The 16,932-nt window shown below is 71.7% G+C and carries 11 protein-coding genes; 6 read left to right on the top strand and 5 right to left on the bottom strand.

What is annotated here, in order from left to right; genetic code table 11:
• The first annotated feature begins 100 nt into the window (after positions 1-100).
• Positions 101-832, top strand: a complete 732-nt coding sequence (locus ASF38_RS12680; protein WP_235493025.1) for a class I SAM-dependent methyltransferase — start codon at positions 101-103, stop codon at positions 830-832.
• Positions 829-4,839 carry an alpha-(1->3)-arabinofuranosyltransferase family protein gene (locus ASF38_RS12685; RefSeq protein WP_162237356.1) on the top strand — a complete coding sequence of 1,337 codons (4,011 nt, stop codon included), beginning with the start codon at positions 829-831 and terminating at the stop codon, positions 4,837-4,839. The genes ASF38_RS12680 and ASF38_RS12685 overlap by 4 nt, the downstream gene beginning before the upstream one ends.
• On the opposite strand, the gene ASF38_RS17265 is transcribed toward ASF38_RS12685, so the two are convergent.
• Genes ASF38_RS17265 through ASF38_RS12710 form a run of 4 tightly spaced genes read right to left on the bottom strand, consistent with a single transcriptional unit; the run spans position 4,740 to position 11,470 of the window.
• Complete coding sequence (locus tag ASF38_RS17265; protein ID WP_255353830.1) at positions 4,740-5,909, bottom strand: acyltransferase; 1,170 nt, start codon at positions 5,907-5,909, stop codon at positions 4,740-4,742. The genes ASF38_RS12685 and ASF38_RS17265 overlap by 100 nt on opposite strands.
• Entirely contained in the window at positions 5,902-7,728 is a 1,827-nt protein-coding gene (locus ASF38_RS12700) for a hypothetical protein (RefSeq protein WP_056555706.1), read from the bottom strand. The genes ASF38_RS17265 and ASF38_RS12700 overlap by 8 nt, the downstream gene beginning before the upstream one ends.
• The gene (locus ASF38_RS12705) at positions 7,725-9,707 is read right to left on the bottom strand and encodes a hypothetical protein (RefSeq protein WP_056576431.1); all 1,983 of its coding nucleotides are present in this window, start codon (positions 9,705-9,707) and stop codon (positions 7,725-7,727) included. Before ASF38_RS12705 ends, ASF38_RS12700 begins: the two co-directional genes overlap by 4 nt.
• Positions 9,704-11,470, bottom strand: a complete 1,767-nt coding sequence (locus ASF38_RS12710; RefSeq protein ID WP_156366913.1) for a hypothetical protein — start codon at positions 11,468-11,470, stop codon at positions 9,704-9,706. The genes ASF38_RS12705 and ASF38_RS12710 overlap by 4 nt, the downstream gene beginning before the upstream one ends.
• A 133-nt stretch (positions 11,471-11,603) precedes the next feature.
• On the opposite strand from ASF38_RS12710, the gene ASF38_RS12715 reads away from it, so the two are divergent.
• The 3 genes from ASF38_RS12715 to rpsA all read left to right on the top strand — a co-directional run bounded on the left by ASF38_RS12715 (position 11,604) and on the right by rpsA (position 15,630).
• A complete protein-coding gene (locus ASF38_RS12715) occupies positions 11,604-12,596 on the top strand; it encodes a DUF3068 domain-containing protein (protein ID WP_055965900.1) in 993 nt (330 codons plus the stop codon).
• A gap of 113 nt (positions 12,597-12,709) precedes the next feature.
• On the top strand, positions 12,710-13,975 hold the full coding sequence (locus tag ASF38_RS12720) for a M18 family aminopeptidase (RefSeq protein WP_056576437.1): 1,266 nt from the start codon (positions 12,710-12,712) through the stop codon (positions 13,973-13,975).
• A 209-nt stretch (positions 13,976-14,184) separates the two neighbouring features.
• The gene (gene rpsA / locus ASF38_RS12725) at positions 14,185-15,630 is read left to right on the top strand and encodes a 30S ribosomal protein S1 (RefSeq protein ID WP_055965904.1); all 1,446 of its coding nucleotides are present in this window, start codon (positions 14,185-14,187) and stop codon (positions 15,628-15,630) included.
• A gap of 92 nt (positions 15,631-15,722) precedes the next feature.
• Here rpsA and ASF38_RS17620 read toward each other — a convergent pair whose 3' ends face one another.
• Complete coding sequence (locus ASF38_RS17620) at positions 15,723-15,872, bottom strand: hypothetical protein (RefSeq protein ID WP_156364841.1); 150 nt, start codon at positions 15,870-15,872, stop codon at positions 15,723-15,725.
• Positions 15,873-15,965: 93 nt separating this feature from the next.
• On the opposite strand from ASF38_RS17620, the gene ASF38_RS12730 reads away from it, so the two are divergent.
• Positions 15,966-16,919: a GlxA family transcriptional regulator gene (locus ASF38_RS12730; RefSeq protein WP_056555716.1), complete on the top strand. Its 954-nt coding sequence runs from the start codon at positions 15,966-15,968 to the stop codon at positions 16,917-16,919.
• Positions 16,920-16,932 lie beyond the last annotated feature (13 nt).

The raw sequence follows: 16,932 nt of genomic DNA on the forward strand, positions 1-16,932 counted from the left end.
AGGTCGGCGCTTCGACGACGCCGAACGGCGCCCCGCGTCCCTCACGCGGTCTCCCGAGTGTACTCGGCCGCTGGTCCAGGGGCTGGGCTATCGTGCCCGGGTGCCTGCGCCGTTCCGACCGTCGACGAGACGATCCTGGAGGCTGTTCCAGGCGTTCCGCGTCGAGCAGACCGATCCCGACCGGTTCTACGGGGCACTCGCCGCCGACTCCGTCGCCCACGTGGCGCACCACACCGACCTCGACGGTGCGTGGGTGCTCGACGTGGGAGGAGGACCGGGCTACTTCGCCCGGGAGTTCCGGGCGGCCGGCGCCCGCTACACCCCCCTCGACGCAGACCTCGGAGAGCTCAGCGGACTCGGGGCGCCCGAGCCGGGGACCGTGCTGGGCAGCGGCATGCAGCTGCCTTTCGCCGACGGCAGCTTCGACGTCACCTACTCCTCCAACGTGCTCGAGCACGTGCCGCAGCCATGGCTCATGGCCGACGAGATGGTCCGTGTGACCCGGCCGGGCGGCCTCGTGTTCTGCTCCTACACGCTCTGGTGGGGGCCGTGGGGCGGTCACGAGACGGCGCCGTGGCACTACCTCGGCGGTCGTCGTGCCGCCCGGCGCTACACGAGGCGGCACGGACGGCCGCCGAAGAACGTCTTCGGCACCTCCCTGTTCGCCGTGACCGCCGCCGCCGGGCTGCGCTGGGCCCGGGGGCGTGACGACGTCGAGGTCGTGGCCCTCCAGCCTCGTTACCTCCCGCGATGGGCCTACGGGGTGCTGCGCGTCCCGCTGCTGCGCGAGGTCGTCACGTGGAACCTCGCGATCGTCCTGAGACGGCGATGACCACACCACTCACCGCGGTCCAGCGGTGGCGCATGGTGGCCGTCTCGGGAGCGCTCGTCGCGCTGGCGTTCGTGCAGGCCCCGGACCGGATCCTCAACGACACCAAGATCGACCTGGCCCTCGCGCCGGGGCGCTTCCTCGAGCGAGCGCTGAGCCTCTGGGACCCGGCCGGCTCGTTCGGGCAGGTGCAGAACCAGGCGTACGGCTACCTGTTCCCGATGGGACCGTTCTTCTGGCTCGGCGACCTGCTGGCGGCACCACCCTGGGTCGTCCAGCGAGCCTGGTGGGCCCTCCTGCTCGTCCTGGGGTTCTGGGGCGTCGTCACGCTGGCGCGGGTCCTCGGCATCGGGACGCACGGGACCCAGATGCTCGGTGCCCTGGCGTACGTGCTGTCGCCCCGCATCCTCACGGTCATCGGGCCCAGTTCGGTCGAGGTGTGGCCGATGGCCACCGCGCCCTGGGTCCTCGTGGCGCTCGCGATCGGGTTGACGCGCGGTGACCCACGTCGGTGGGCCGCGGCGGCGGCCCTCGCGGTCGCGGCGACCGGCGGGGTGAACGCCGCCGCCACGGCCGCGGTCCTGCCCCTGGGCGTCCTGCTCGTCCTGCTGGCCGATCCGGGCCCTCGGCGCCGAGCTCTCATGCTGTGGTGGCCGGCGCTGACGATCGTGGCCACGGCCTGGTGGTGGATCCCGCTGATCCTGCTCGGAAGGGTGAGTCCCCCCTTCCTGGACTTCATCGAGAGCGCGACGACCACGACGTTCGCGGCTCACCCCTTCGACGCGTTGCGGGGCACCACCAACTGGTTGCCTTACCTGGACGGGACGCAGGTCGCCGGCAACGCGCTGGTCACCGAGCCGCTGCTCATCCTCAACGGCACCCTGGTGCTCGCGCTCGGCGTGTGGGGCCTTGCCCGTCGCGACGTGCCGCATCGATCCTGGCTCGTCGGCGGCACCCTCCTCGGCCTGGTGCTGGTGACGGCAGGCCAGGGCGACGGCGGCTGGGGGAGCGGGACGGTGGCGGGGTGGCTCGACGGCGCCCTCGCACCCCTGAGGAACACGCACAAGTTCGACCTCGTCCTGAGGATCCCGCTGGTCCTGGGCCTCGTGCACCTGGTCGCCCGGGCCCAGCCGGTCACGGTGCGAGGTCTCCGTGTCTCGGGAGTCGCGGTCCTCGCAGTCGCCTCCCTGGCGTCGGCGACCACCCCTGCCTGGACGGCCGAGCTGCCGCGGACCGGTGGCTTCGTCTCCGTGCCGGGCTACTGGGACGACGCGACGCGGTGGATGACGGCCAACACGTCGGGGGAGAACACGCTGGTCCTGCCGGGTTCGGCGTTCGGCGACTACCTGTGGGGCAGGCCGCGGGACGAGCTGGTGCAGGCGCTCGGCACGACGCCCTGGAGCCTGCGCAACGCGGTGCCGCTCGTGCCGCCCGGAGCCATCCGCTCGCTCGACGCGCTCGAGGAGGCCTTCGCCTCCGGGCGCGGTTCCCCGGCCCTCGCCGACCTGCTGAGACGCTCCGGCATCCGGTTCCTCCTCGTCCGCAACGACCTCGCCGCGACCGGCGCCACCGATCCGGAGCTGGTCTACTCCACCTTGTCCTCCACACCGGGCGTGCAACGACGGGCCGGGTTCGGTCCCCGGGTCGGCAGTCCTGCCAGCCAGGAGACCGACGAGGGGGAGACGGTGTTCGTGAACGGTGGACGCCAGTCACGCCACCGTGCCGTCGAGGTCTTCGAGGTCGCCGAGACCTCGGCGTCGACGGCCCGCAGCCAGCAGGCGGACGCGACACCCGTCGTGGTCGGGAGTCCTGCGGCACAGCTGTTGGGCCTGCTGCCGACGGGTGTCGACGTGCTGATGGCCCGCGACGTCCCCGACACCCTCACCCCGCGGCAGGTGGTCCTGACCGACACGGACCGGCGGCAGGAGGTGGCGTTCGGCCGTGTCGTGGACAACCGCTCCGCCTCGCTGGCTCGAACCGATCCCTACCGGATCGAGCGGCCCGTGCACGACTACGTCACCGGCGACGACGAGGCCTGGCAGACCGTGCCCGAGCTCGAAGGTGCCCGGGACGTCGCGGTCTCCTCGTCGGCCTCGGACGTCACCCAGGGTCGGATCGACCAGACGGCTGCGCCGTGGGCGGCGCTCGACGGGGACCCGAGCACGGCCTGGACCGCCGGCGACCTCGACGGGTGGCTGGAGGTGCGTTACGGCCGCGCCGTCTCCACGGAGGGCGCGACGGTCACCCTGCCCAGAGGGGCTGAGCCGAGGACGGTCGAGGTCCGCACCGACCGTGGCGTCCAGACGCTCAGGCTGCGGCCCGGTCGTCCCGCCTCGATCGACGCGGGGACGACACGGACGCTGCGCATCGGGCTGCCCCGACCGGACCTCGATCCGTTGTCCCTCGCCGAGGTCGACGTGCCGCGTGCTCCGCTGTCGCGCCCCCTTCGGCTGCCCGACCTGCCCAAGGCATGGGGCACGCCCACCGACGTGGTGCTCACCGCCGACCCCGGTGACGCCTCGTGCTGGCGCGTCGAAGGTGTCACCCGGTGCGTCCCGGGCCGCGACGGCCGCGGCGAGGACGCATCGATGCTCGACCGCGTGGTGCCGATGGGGGCGGGAGCGGTGTTCGCCTCGGGCATGAGCGTGCTGCCCGTGAACGGCACGGACCTCCAGAGGCTCCTCGCCGGTCCGGTGGAGCCGACGACGAGCTCGTCGGCCTCGTCGGATCCCGCGGCCGGGCCGTTGGCGATGGTCGACGGTGATCCGCAGACCGGCTGGGTGGCCTCGCTCGGCGACAGCGACCCGACGATCACCCTGCGTCTGGACGAGGACGCCGAGGTCTCGCGGGTCAGGTTGCGCACCGATCCGACGCTGGCGGCCTCTGCGCCGCGGCGAGGGGTGGTCGAGCTGGACGACGGCGCCCGACAGCGCGTGCGGTTCGACGTCGACGGGCTGGCCGAGCTCGAGCGCCCGGGCGACGCACGACTGGTGAAGGTGACGGTCACCGACGTGTACGTCCGGTCCACCCTCGGTTTCGACGGATCGGGCAGCGGTCTGCCCGTCGGCGTCAGCGAGGTGTCACTGCCCGGCAGCGGGATCGATCCCGCCGAGGGAGCCGCCACCACGGTCGACCTTCCGTGCGGCTCCGGTCCCGACCTCCGGGTGAACGGTGCCCGGTACCCCACCTCCGTCCGAGGGTCGCGCGCCGCCGTCGCGGCGCGAGCCGAGCTCCCCGCCACCGTGTGCGAGGACGGCGGTTCGATCGCGCTGCAGGAGGGTGACAACCGGATCGTGGTCCGGGGCGGCGAGGCCTTCCGACCCACCCTGCTGCGCCTGTCGCAGGGGCCGCGTGCCGACGCTGCCGGCTCCGAGAGCGCCATCGGGCGCAACGGCAGCGGCACCCTGCGGGTCGACGACCTCGGGGAGGGGACGGAGCGCCTCGTCGCCGTCCCCCAGACGGCGAACCCGGGCTGGACGGCCGACGACGCCACGGCCGTGACCGTCAACGGCTGGATGCAGGGGTGGATCACGGACCGGGGAAGCGTCCAGGCGTCGTTCGGCGCCGGCACGGTGTACCGCCTCGGCCTGGCCCTGGGCGCCGTCTCCGTGCTCGGCCTGGTCCTCTGGTGGTGGCGCTCGAGCCCTCGAGGCGCGCCGGGATCCGCGGCGCGACCGCGACCACGGCAGCGCCTGCGCGCGACGGTCCTGGGCCTCGCGACCGTGGTGTCGGTCGGACTCCTCGGGGGATGGACGGGGCTGGCCGCGGCTGGCGTCGGTGCCGTCGTGACCGGACTGCTGCGGGCGCGAGGGACCTGGGTCGCGCCGCTGGCGGTGACGGCGGCGGGGACGGGGTACGTGCTGGCGCCGTGGGGCTCGGCGGGCGGCTGGGCCGGGGCAGAGGCGTGGCCTCAGCTCCTGGTGCTGCTGGCGGTGGGCGCGCTCGTGGGGACGGTCGTGCCGCGTCCCCGGTCCTTGAGCCGCATCGCGGGCCTCTCCACCAGCCGGTAGGCGACCTCTGCCGCGACGACGCTGCCGAGGACCGTCAGGCCGAACAGGGTCCAGCCGTTGCCCTGGTAGAGCGGCAGGTCGAGGGCGGCGGCCACGCCGTGCACGACCAGCAGGTGCAGGCAGAAGATGCCGTACGAGATGTGTCCCAGGTGCCGCAGTGGCCTCCAGGCCATCGCGCGGGCGTACCGGGTGTCGGTCGGACCGAGGACCGACGGCAGGACGAGGAGCCCCGACGCGGTGGCGTACAGGACGCTCTTGACGACCGCCTGGCCCGCCGTCGGCTGCTCGAGCAGCGTCGGCCCCGCCAGCGGCGTCGCCGAGACGGCGAAGGCGGCGGCGGCGAGGGTCCAGCAGACTCCGGGCTGACCGGCGAGTCCTGCGAGGGTCGCGAACCGAGGAGCAGTGCGGCGCTCGAGGTCCACGACCGCGAGCGCGAGCCCCACGGCGAACCAGCCGAGGAACGCCGGGAGCCAGAGGTTCGAGCCGTCCACGCGCGGGGCGACCAGCCCGAGCCAGCACCAGGACGCGAGGCCCGCCCCCGCCAGCACCAGGAGCACGGCCCTCGGGTTCCAGCCACGACGGGCGGACCAGCGGTGCAGGGGCCACAGGAGCAGGGGGAGGGCGAGGTAGAACGCGACCTCGACGCAGAGGCTCCACATGTGCGTCAGGCCGGCCACGAGGTCGGCGGGTGGGTAGACCTGCGTGAGGGTGAGCTGGCGGATCCAGGTGCCCGGCCCGGCGGCGTCGTTCTCCGGCAGTGCGAGGAGCGCCACGACCACGGTGACGACATAGAGGGGGACGATCCGCAGGAAGCGTTTCCAGAGGTAGCGTCCCGCGCGCGGCGAGGAGGTGCCGTCGGCCATGGCGGCGAGGAACGGCTGGCCCAGGAGGAAGCCCGAGAGCACGAAGAAGATGGCGACGCCGATGTCGAGCCGTGCGGTCATCGCCCCGAGCAGACCCTGGGGGTAGAAGCCTGCCCAGAAGCTGGTGTGGGTGGCCAGGACCGCGAGAGCCGCCATGGCCCGGACGGTGTCGAGTCCTGGATAGGTTCGACGCGTGGTCTCAGGCACCGGGCACCACCAAGGGCTCGATGCCGCCGACCGACACGGTGTCGATGCACAGGGCGGCGGTCCCGTCGTTGCGGACGACGAGCTCGTCGAACGCGCCGGCCGACGGCAGGAAGGCGGTGTGGGCTCCCCGGGCGAGATCGAGCTCGCGCGTCACCGTCCCTGCGCGGACCGTGACGTCCAGGTCGGCGCCGGCGAGGTAGCCGAAGGACAGCATGAACGGGAAGTCGAGCACGGGCTGCAGGGGCACCCGACCGGTGGAGCCGGGCTGGATCAGGTACCCGCATCCCTCCCGGGGTCCGGGCAGACTCCTGGGGCCGCCGCCCACGGCCGCGTCGACGACCCGTCCTGCGGGATCGATCATCTCCAGGTCCACGCCCTGGTCGACGAAGTCCAGACGGTCACCCAGCGGCGCCAGCACGTGGGACGCGAGGTTCTTCGGGAACGCCGCCGACCACAGCACGACGTCCGGCACGCCGGTGTCCAGGACCTGACGCGGGGTCGTCGGCGACGTCTGGGACTCGACCGTGGCCAGGTACTCCCGCTGCGGCATGGTGGCCTCCTCGTGCCACGGTCGCACGTAGAGCACGGAGCTGACCAGACCGGAGACCAGCACCACTGCTGCCGTGGCGACGACCCAGCGTCGACGCAGCGGGACGACCAGCACCGCGGGCTCCCGCGGCTCGAGGGACTGGTGCGCTCCCCGGACCGGCATGGTCGCCAGGCCGACGCCGAGTGCGGCCACGGCAGCCAGGTCCGCGAAGTACCGGAGCTCCAGCGCCGCCGACTCCGGACCGAAGGCCGTCGCGCGACCGATCGCGATGATCACGGCGCCGAGGACGGCGTAGCCGAGGACGATCAGCACCGGCCACCAGGCGCGGCGATGCCGCAGACCCTGCCAGACGGTCAGGCCGCCCAGGACGAGCCAGGCCAGCACGGTGAGCAGCAGCGGCGTGTCGACGAAGAGCCTGGGGCCCACGCCACCGGGCTGGCCGAGAGTCGTCCACCACCAGGGACCTCCGAGGAGCGAGGGGACGGCTGATCGGACGAGTGACAGGTCGATGGTGTCCAGCACGACCGACGGTGAGGGAGCAGGCGAGCTCGGCGCGACCGTGAGGTAGATCCACAGGTAGGTCACGGTGAGTCCGCCGGTCACCAGCCAGGCGTGCCAGTAGCGTCCCACCGTCTCGCGGAGTCGCGGGACGAGTCGACGGCTCGAGGCGAAGTAGCAGAACGTGACGACGAGCAGCAGGACCGGGATGAGGACCGACTTGGTGTAGCTCGCGTAGCCGAGGGCGAGGAATGCGCCCGTGAGGACGGCCCGAGACGGCGTCCGGTGCCGCAGGTAGCCGACGTGTGCCGCCACCGCACCCATGAGGGCGACCTGGTGGGGGAGCTGGTTGATGGCCGCGGCCCACCACACCGTGGTGGGGACGGTGGCCGGCGAGAACAGGTAGAGGGCCAGGGGCAGGAGGATGCCGGGTCGGTCGCCGAAGAGCGTCCGGAGCATCCACCAGCAGCTCCCTGCGGCCGCGAGCTGCAGGGTCATGACCTGGACGACGACCGCCCACCACGGGAAGGTCCCGCTGTGACCGACGAGGGTCGTCAGCCATCGGCTGAACGGCATGAAGTGGACGTTGTGGGGCTCCAGGTACCAACCACCTCGATCGATCCCGGTCGCCGTGTCACCGAGGAAGATGAAGTCGTCGGAGTAGAACCAGCTCCCGGTGACGGCCCAGAGACGGAACAGCAGCGCGACGAGCACGAGGGCGAGCGAGGCGATGACCACCCATTCCTCGCGGTCGAACGGACGGCGCCTCATGCCGGGGGCTCCTGGCCGCGGGGGGTGACGAAGCCGACGCGGACGTTGTCGATGCAGACGCTGAGGTTCGCGGAGGCGACCAGCTCGACCTCGGAGAAGTCGCCGTCGCTCAGGAAGAGCATCGTGTGCAGCCCGGACTCGACCTCGACGCGTCGGAACATGTCGCCGACCGTGACGTCGACGAACCCGTCGGCGTTCGCGAGGTAGTCGAGTCGTACCCAGAAGCCACCGGGGACCACCTCCGCCACCTCGATCGTGCGCCGGGCCTGCTGGACCAGGTATCCGCAGTTCTCGACCTCGCCCGGGGCGGCTCGCGGGCCGGCCTCGACGGTGGCGGGGCGGAGCCGGCCCTGCTGGTCGAGGACCTCCAGGTCCGTGCCCTGCGTGACGGCACGCAGCTTCGGTGCCAGAGGAGCCAGCTTCCGCGAGGGAAGGTTGTAGGGCGCGATGACCGGGTTGGCGACCTTGGGCGGGAACGGGACGTCGGCCACCGTGACCGTGCCCTCACGTTGGGCGAGTGAGCGCTCGACCTGTGCGACGAACGCACGCTCGGGGAACGCCGTCTCGTCGTCGCGAGCGTGCCACGGCAGCACGTAGGTGACGGTCGAGACGAGCGAGCCGGCGACGAAGAGCACGCCGAGCGTGCGCACGAGGCCCGTCGGGAGCGGAAGCGTGATGCGAGGCACCTCGCGCGGCTCGGGTCCGGTGCGGGCGCCACGGATCGTCAGGAACGCCGCAGCGATGCCGAACGCCCCCACGGCGGCGAGGTCGGCGAAGTAGCGGACCTCGCGGGCGCCCACCTGGCTGCCGAAGGTGGCGGCGCGGCCGGCGAAGACCAGGACGACCGAGGCGAGGCCGTAGGGAACCAGGATCCACAGCACGAGCAGCGCGTTGCGGTGTCGGGCCCACCGGTGCACGACGAGCAGGACGATCACGACCCACGACAGGGCCACGAGCGCGAGTGGCGCCGTCGCGAGGGACTGCGGCGCGCCGCCGACGACGAGGTCAGGGCTGCCACGGTAGGCCAGCGGCGCGCAGTCGGAGGCGGCGATGAACGGGTCGATGCCGCCGGTCCACAGGCGCCATGACCAGGGCCCTCCGGCCAGTCCGCTGCCGATGGTCTCGAGGACGGACGTCTCGACCAGTCGAGGTGCTTCGCAGGCTTGTCGAGGCGGAGCCGCGGTCTGCCGGGAGAGCCAGAGTGCGACATAGCCCGCGAGCAGGAGGCCGAGACCGAGCCAGGCGGGCCACTGCCGCCCGAGATCGCGGAGCCGCTCGCGCCACGGACCCGCGGTGAACCACAGCAGCGAGATGCCGACCAGCACGGGAACCAGCAGAGGTGCCTTGATGTAGGAGCCCAGGGCGAGCGCCGTGAAGGCGAAGGTTCCGAGCAGTGCGGGCGGGCGTCGTCTGCGGAGCCACACCACGTGGCAGGTGACGGCGCCGAACAGCCCGATGTGGAAGGGGTACTGGTAGATGGCCACGGACCACCAGACCGAGCCGGGCACGGTGAAGGGACTGGCCAGGTAGAAGGTCAGCGGCACCAGCAGGAGTCGTCGGTCGCCGAACAGCACCCGCAGCATCACCCAGCACGCCACCGAGGCCGCGACCTGCATGAGGAGGATGTGGGTGGCGTAGGCCCACCACGCGAAGCCGGCCTTTCCGACGAGCAGAGCCATGGCGAAGCCGACGGGCTGCAGAAGGCTGAAGTGGCTGCGGAAGAGCCAACCCACGCCGGTCTCCCCCCGAACGACGTCGGCGATGAAGATGTAGTCGTCCCACATGAACCAGCTGCGTGAGGTCGCCCAGCCCCGCAGCAGCGCCTGAGCGCCGATGAGTGCGACCGCGAGCCACGTGGTGGTGCCCACGCGGGGGAGCCGCCGTGCCACGCGACTGCGAGCCGGACGGCTGGCTGCGACGCGCTCGCGTGCTCGTCCCAGCAGGCGGGCCACCGGGTCCGCGGGCAGTGGTTCGTTCATGACGGCGCCACCAGTCCGTACTCGACCCGGGTGACGCACAGAGACGTCCCGGCCGACGCGGTGACCACGACCCGGTCCAGCGGGCGCGGTGCGGCCGCCAGGATCCTGTGCCGCCCGGCGGGTGCCGCGATGCCCACCCTCGTGACCCCGATCCCACCCACGGACACCGTTCCGGGTCGGGCCGAGACGTAGTCGACCGCCACCCACGGACCCAGGACCGTCGGCGGCGTCAGCCTGAAGTCTCGACCCGTCGTGCCCACGGGACGACATCCGCGGACGGCCGGCGCGGCGACGGCCCCCTCGACGGGGACCACGTCCGCGGGGCGGAGGCGACCCGCGTCGTCGAAGGTCTGGAGGTCGGCTCCGGCGAGGGAGGTCGTGTACCGGTCGTCGAGCAGGGCGAAGTAGTTCCTCAGGAGCGCCTTGTCGCCGAGCACCGGCGCCACCACGGTGGACGGGGCGAACACGTCGGCGAGTCGGGTCGCGGAGTGGGACCTCAGGTCCGCGATGGCCCGCTGGTTGACGGAGCGTTCGTCGAACGTCCGCCACCCGTCGGCGTACACCGCCGAGCTGATCAGTCCCAGGAGCACGACGAGACCGACGAGCGTCGCGCGCACCGGGACGGCCGGGACGAGGTCGACCAGGGGGACCGGCCGTCGGCGCGGCGGGTCGGCGACGTCGACGGGGCTGCGCACCAGCGACACGCCGGCGAGCAGCAGCAGCGGCGCTGCGTCGGAGAGGTACTGGACGTGGATGCCGATGCCTTCGCCGCCCAGGAGGCCGATCGTGTAGGCACGTCCGGTGTAGACCAGCACGGCGGAGGCGAACAGGTAGAGGCCGACGGGCCAGAGCACCAGCAGCGAACGCTCGTAGGTGCCCCAGCTGTGCAGCAGGACCACGGCGACGAGCGTCGTGGCCACGACCACCATGACCACGGGGGGGTCCGCGAACTGCACGGGACCCGTCCCGAAGTCGACCCACCGCAAGGGACCGCCGACCAGGGTCGGCAGGAGCGCCTCGAAGAGCTGCGCCTGTGCGAGCTCGACGAACTGGCTCGCCCTCGCCGGCACCGCCGCCTGCGGCCGGGTGACGTAGACGACGAGCCAGGCGACGCTGAGGGCGCCGTAGACCACCCAGGCGACCCGGAAGTCCCGGACGGCCCTCCAGAAGCGGTCCCACGGCCGACCCTCGACCAGCCAGATCAGCGTGAGGGCCGCCACGGTGACGACCACCAGTCCCGTCTTGGCGTACGAGAGGTAGCCGACCGTCAGGAAGACGCCGGCGACGGCGACCCACCGCACTCGACGGGTGCGCGCGTACAGGACGTGCGCCGTCACGACGCCGAAGAAGGCGATCTGGTGCGGGTACTGGTTGATGGCGACCGCCCACCACATGAGGGCCGGCACGGTGAGAGCGGTCGTGCCGTAGACGGCCAGGCCCACCAGCGCGACGCGCCCCGGTCCGAACACCGTGCGCAGCATCCACCAGCAGGCCAGGCTCGCGAGTGCCTGGAGCACGACGATCTCGACGGCGACGGGCCACCACGCGTACGGCTCACTGACGGCGACGACGAGCTTCACCAGGAGGAAGGACAGCGGCATGAAGTGACCCTGGTGCAACCGGGTGTACCAGGCGAGGTCGTCCTCCCCACGCGCGATGTCGGCCATGAAGATGTGGTCGTCCACGAGGAACCAGCTGCGCGAGACGAACACACCCCGGACGACCAGCTGCGCGAGGATGATCAGGAGGGCCGCCGAGGTCACCGCGGAAGGCGGTCGGAGGCGCAGGGTCACAAGGGAGGATCCTGCCACGTGCCCGGGTCCGGCGCGGGCGGCGAGTCGTGACCCTACGGACTGGTAACGTGCCGCTGATCACAACGGCGGAGGGAGCCCCACTGTGGGAAAGAAGCTGGGACTGGTGGCGCTCGTGCTGGGCGCCTTCCTGGTGGTACTGGCAGGTCTGAGCAAGTTCTACATGTACGACCGCCTCGCGGTCGTGCCGGACAACAACCAGACCACGAGCATCTCGCAGACCGCGTCGGGCGAGGACGGTGAGTACCTCGACGTGGGGGCCGAGGGTGGGCCGGCCATCGTGACGGGTCCGCTCAAGTCCACGCGCATCGTCGAGGGCAACGTCGAGCTGAGCGAGGAGGCGTCCGACGAGCTGAACCGCGACGTCGCCGTGTGGGACACGTTCACGTGCACCGACACGCCCGACTTCGACTGCGGCAGCGGCGAGACGCCGCTGAGCAGCACGAAGGACACGGTCGCCTTCGACGCCCACACGGGCGAGACCGTGGACTGGGCCAAGTCGCGCACCGAGTCCGGTGGCACCAAGACGCGTGGTGCGTTCAAGGGCCTCTACTTCAAGTTCCCGTTCGGGACGGAGAAGAAGGACTACATGTTCTGGGACGGCACCCTGAAGGAGGCCACGCCCGCGACCTACCAGGGCGAGACCACCATCAAGGGCCTCGACGTCTACGAGTTCGAGCAGGTCATCGAGCCGACGAAGACCGGGACCATCGCGGTCCCGGGGTCGCTCATCGGCGAGGATCGGCCCACGGTCGTCGCCGACCGGATCTACTCCAACACCCGCACCTTCCTCGTGGAGCCCGTCACGGGGGTCATCATCCGCGGTGGGGAGTCGCAGGACGGCTACCTGGAGCTCGACGGCGAGCGCAAGGCCACGACGACGAAGGCCACGCTCGGCTACACCGACGCCTACATCCAGGAGACGGTCGACGAGTACAAGGGCAAGGCCACGCTGCTGAAGGCCGTCAACTCGACCTTCCCGATCGTGGGTGGGCTCGTGGGACTGCTGCTGCTCGTCCTCGGTGCGGTCGCCCTCGCCCGCGGGCGCAAGGAGAACGGCACGCACACGGCGGCGTAGTCACGCCACCACCGCCTCCGGCGCGCCACCCTCACCGGTGGCGCGCCGGAGGCGTTCGTGCACGGCAGTGGTGGGGTCCCGAGCCCGGGCGACCGGCTCGATACGGTGAGGCCATGCCTGCCGCCGACGACCTCTGCCGCTTCGTGGACGCCTCGCCGTCGCCCTTCCATGCCGTGGCGACGGCGGCCGCGGCGCTCGACGCCGCAGGCTGGTCCCGCGCCGACGAGCGCGACGCGTGGCCCGCCTCGGGCGGACGCGGGTACGTGGTGCGTGGCGGCTCGCTCGTGGCCTGGGACGACACCGCGGCGACCGGGCCGGCCGACCCGTTCCGCATCGTCGGTGCCCACACCGACAGCCCGAACCTGCGCCTCAAGCAGCACCACGACCGCCGGTTCGAGGGCACCGACGTGCTCGCGCTCGAGCCGTACGGAGGACCGCTGCTCACGACGTGGCTCGACCGCGACCTCGGCGTCGCCGGCCGGGTCGTGCTGCGCGACGGATCCGAGCGGCTCGTCCACGTCGACGAGCCCGTCCTGCGCGTGCCCAACCTGGCGATCCACCTCGACCGCGACGCTGCCGGGGCGCCCGACCGCCAGCGTCACCTCGACGCGGTGTGGTCGCAGCGGGGCAGGCCGTTCCTGGCCTGGCTGGGGGAGCGGGAGGGCTTCGCGGCCGAGGACGTCCTCGGCCACGAGCTCATGACGACCGACGTGGTGCCGAGCGGGCGGGTCGGGGCCGACGGCTGGCTGGTCGCCGCCCCACGTCTGGACAACCAGGCCACATGCTTCGCCGGGCTGGAGGCTTTCCTGGCTGCGGGGGCGTCGGGGTCCGGCCCGGTGCCGGGTCAGCGCTCGGTGCTCGTGCTGTTCGACCACGAGGAGGTCGGCAGCTCATCGGAGCGGGGAGCGGCCTCCGACCTCCTGCTCACCGTGCTGGAGCGCATCGTGCTGGCTGCAGGCGGAGCGCGCGACGACCTGCACCGCGCCGTGGCCGGGTCGATCTGCGCGTCCGGCGACATGGCGCACGCGACGCATCCCAACCACGCCGAGCGCCACGAGCCGCTGCACCACGTCGTGCTCGGGGGAGGGCCCGTGCTCAAGGTCAACCAGAACCTGCGCTACGCGACCGACGCCGCCGGCGCGGCGGTGTTCGCGCGAGCCTGCGAGAGCGTCGGCGTCCCGCTGCAGCGGTACGTCCACCGGGCCGACCTGCCGTGCGGGTCGACGATCGGGCCCATCAGCGCCGCCCGCACCGGCATCTCCACCGTGGACTTCGGAGCGCCGCAGCTGGCCATGCACTCGGCGCGGGAGACGATGGCCGCCGCCGACGTGGAGCACTACGTGAAGGCCCTCACGGCCTTCTTCGAGCTCGCCGACTGACGGTCCGGCCGGCTCGCGACCGGCCTGGACGTCACAGGGGCCCCGCCACCCCGGAGCCGAGGAAGATCGCGTACCCTGAGAGATGCGCTGGTGACCTGTGCGTTCCTCGGGACGAGCAGGAGCGTCCTCGGCATGTCCGTCCTGCGGGCTCCGCGGCGCCGTCCACCGGCCGTTCCCGACATCATCCATCCATCGGAGTCCATCTACCTATGAGCATCGCTCCCTCTGCGGCACCGCAGGTTGCGGTCAACGACATCGGCAGCGAGGCCGACTTCCTCGCCGCCATCGACTCGACCATCAAGTACTTCAACGACGGCGACATCGTCGACGGCACCATCGTCAAGGTGGACCGTGACGAGGTCCTCCTCGACATCGGCTACAAGACCGAGGGCGTCATCCCCTCGCGCGAGCTGAGCATCAAGCACGACGTCGACCCCAACGAGGTCGTCAGCGTCGGCGACAGCGTCGAGGCCCTCGTCCTCCAGAAGGAGGACAAGGAAGGCCGTCTGATCCTGTCCAAGAAGCGTGCTCAGTACGAGCGCGCCTGGGGCGACATCGAGAAGATCAAGGCCGAGGAAGGCGTCGTCGAGGGCACCGTCATCGAGGTCGTCAAGGGCGGCCTCATCATGGACATCGGACTCCGTGGCTTCCTGCCCGCCTCGCTCGTGGAGATGCGTCGCGTCCGCGACCTCGACCCGTACATCGGCCAGAAGCTCGAGGCGAAGATCATCGAGCTCGACAAGAACCGCAACAACGTGGTCCTGTCGCGCCGTGCCTGGCTCGAGCAGACCCAGTCGGCCGTGCGCCAGAAGTTCCTCGACGAGCTCAAGAAGGGGCAGGTCCGCAAGGGCGTCATCTCCTCCATCGTCAACTTCGGTGCGTTCGTCGACCTCGGCGGCGTCGACGGTCTCGTCCACGTCTCCGAGCTGTCCTGGAAGCACATCGACCACCCGAACGAGGTCGTCCAGGTCGGCGACGAGGTCACCGTCGAGGTCCTCGACGTCGACCTCGAGCGCGAGCGCGTGTCGCTGTCGCTCAAGGCGACGCAGGAGGATCCGTGGCAGCAGTTCGCCCGGACCCACCAGATCGGTCAGATCGTGCCCGGCAAGGCCACCAAGCTCGTCCCCTTCGGCGCGTTCGTGCGCGTCGAGGAGGGCATCGAGGGCCTCGTGCACATCTCCGAGCTGGCCGAGCGTCACGTCGAGATCCCCGAGCAGGTCGTGCAGATCGGCGACTCGGTCATGGTCAAGATCATCGACATCGACCTCGAGCGTCGTCGTATCTCGCTCTCGCTCAAGCAGGCGAACGAGACGCAGGCGGCCGAGGGCGACGACTTCGACCCGACGCTGTACGGCATGACCTCCTCGTACGACGAGCAGGGCAACTACATCTACCCCGACGGCTTCGATCCGGAGACCGGCGAGTGGCAGGAGGGCTTCGACGAGGCCCGCGCCGCGTGGGAGAAGCAGTACGCCGAGGCTCACGAGCGCTGGGAGGCGCACAAGAAGCAGATCGAGGAGGCCGAGAAGGCCAACGTCGAGGCCGGCGAGGTCAGCAACTACTCCGCCGGTGGCGAGGTCGAGACGACCGAGGGCTCCCTCGCGTCCGACGAGGCCCTGCAGGCCCTGCGCGAGAAGCTGACCGGCGGCGAGTGATCCACACTCCCACCGCACGACGCTGATCCAGCACACGAGACCCCCCGACCGTCAGGTCGGGGGGTCTCGTCGTGTCCGGGGGTGTGGCGGCATCACCGGACGGTCAGGTGCTGGTCGGGCTCGAACGCGTCCTGGTGGTGGCTGCGGGGCGGGGGACGCGTGCCGTAGCCGTCGAAGGACACGAGGACGGCGAGGGTGATGACGAGGGCGGACAGGGCGAGGAGGAGCAGGAGGATGATCATGGCAGCAATTCTCGCCACATCGGGAACCTGCCACCAGTGGCAGCATCGCCAGTATCAGTCGATTTACTGCCACACCTGTGGCACGCTGGTCCCATGAAGAAGGTCGCGGTCATCGTGCAGGACGGGGTGGAGGCGTTCGGGCTGGGCTCCATCTGCGAGGTGTGGAACGAGCCGTACCACCCGGACGACGACAACCCCGTGTTCGAGTTCTCCGTGTGCACGCCCGAGCCCGGACGGGTCCGCGGCTCGAGCTACGACCTCTTCGTCGAGGAGTCGCTCGACGCCGCAGCCGACGCCGACCTCGTCTGCATCGCCCCCAAGCGCGGCTACCGGGCCCACCACCCGGCGGCCATCGAGGCCGTCCGTGCCGCGGCCGGTCGCGGAGCCTACGTCTCGGCGCACTGCACCGGGGCGTGGCTGCTCGGCGAGGCCGGGCTCCTGGACGGGCGGGAGTGCACGACGCACTGGCGCTACGGCGCCGAGCTCCAGGAGGCGTTCCCGGAGGCGGTGGTCCGCCCCGAGGTCCTCTACGTGCTCGACGACGGCGTGCTGACCGGCGCCGGCTCCGCTGCCGGCATCGACGCCTCGCTGTACCTGATGCGTCGAGTGTTCGGGGCCCGCACGGCCGCGACGGCGGCACGACGCATCGTCATGCCGCCGCACCGCAGCGGGGGACAGGCGCAGTTCGTGCGCACCCCCGTCGGCCAGGTGGAGGCCGAGACGTTGTCGCCCGTGCTCGCCTGGGCGCTCGAGCACATCGACGAGCCGCTGCCCGTCGACCGCCTCGCGGCCCAGGCGCACATGTCGCCGCGCACCTTCGCGCGACGGTTCCGCGACGAGACGGGCACGACGCCGCTGCAGTGGCTCACGAGCCAGCGCATCGCCCTGGCCGAGGAGCTGCTCGAGAGCTCGCCGCTGTCGATCGAGCAGATCGCCGGCCGCGTGGGGTTCGGCAACGCCGCCACCCTGCGCCACCACTTCACCCAGGCGCTCGGCACCACGCCGCAGGAGTTCCGCCGGACCTTCACGTGCCTCGAGGCCGGCTGACCGACCACCGCGG

Source organism: Aeromicrobium sp. Leaf272 (genome assembly GCF_001422865.1).
Lineage (GTDB): Bacteria > Actinomycetota > Actinomycetes > Propionibacteriales > Nocardioidaceae > Aeromicrobium.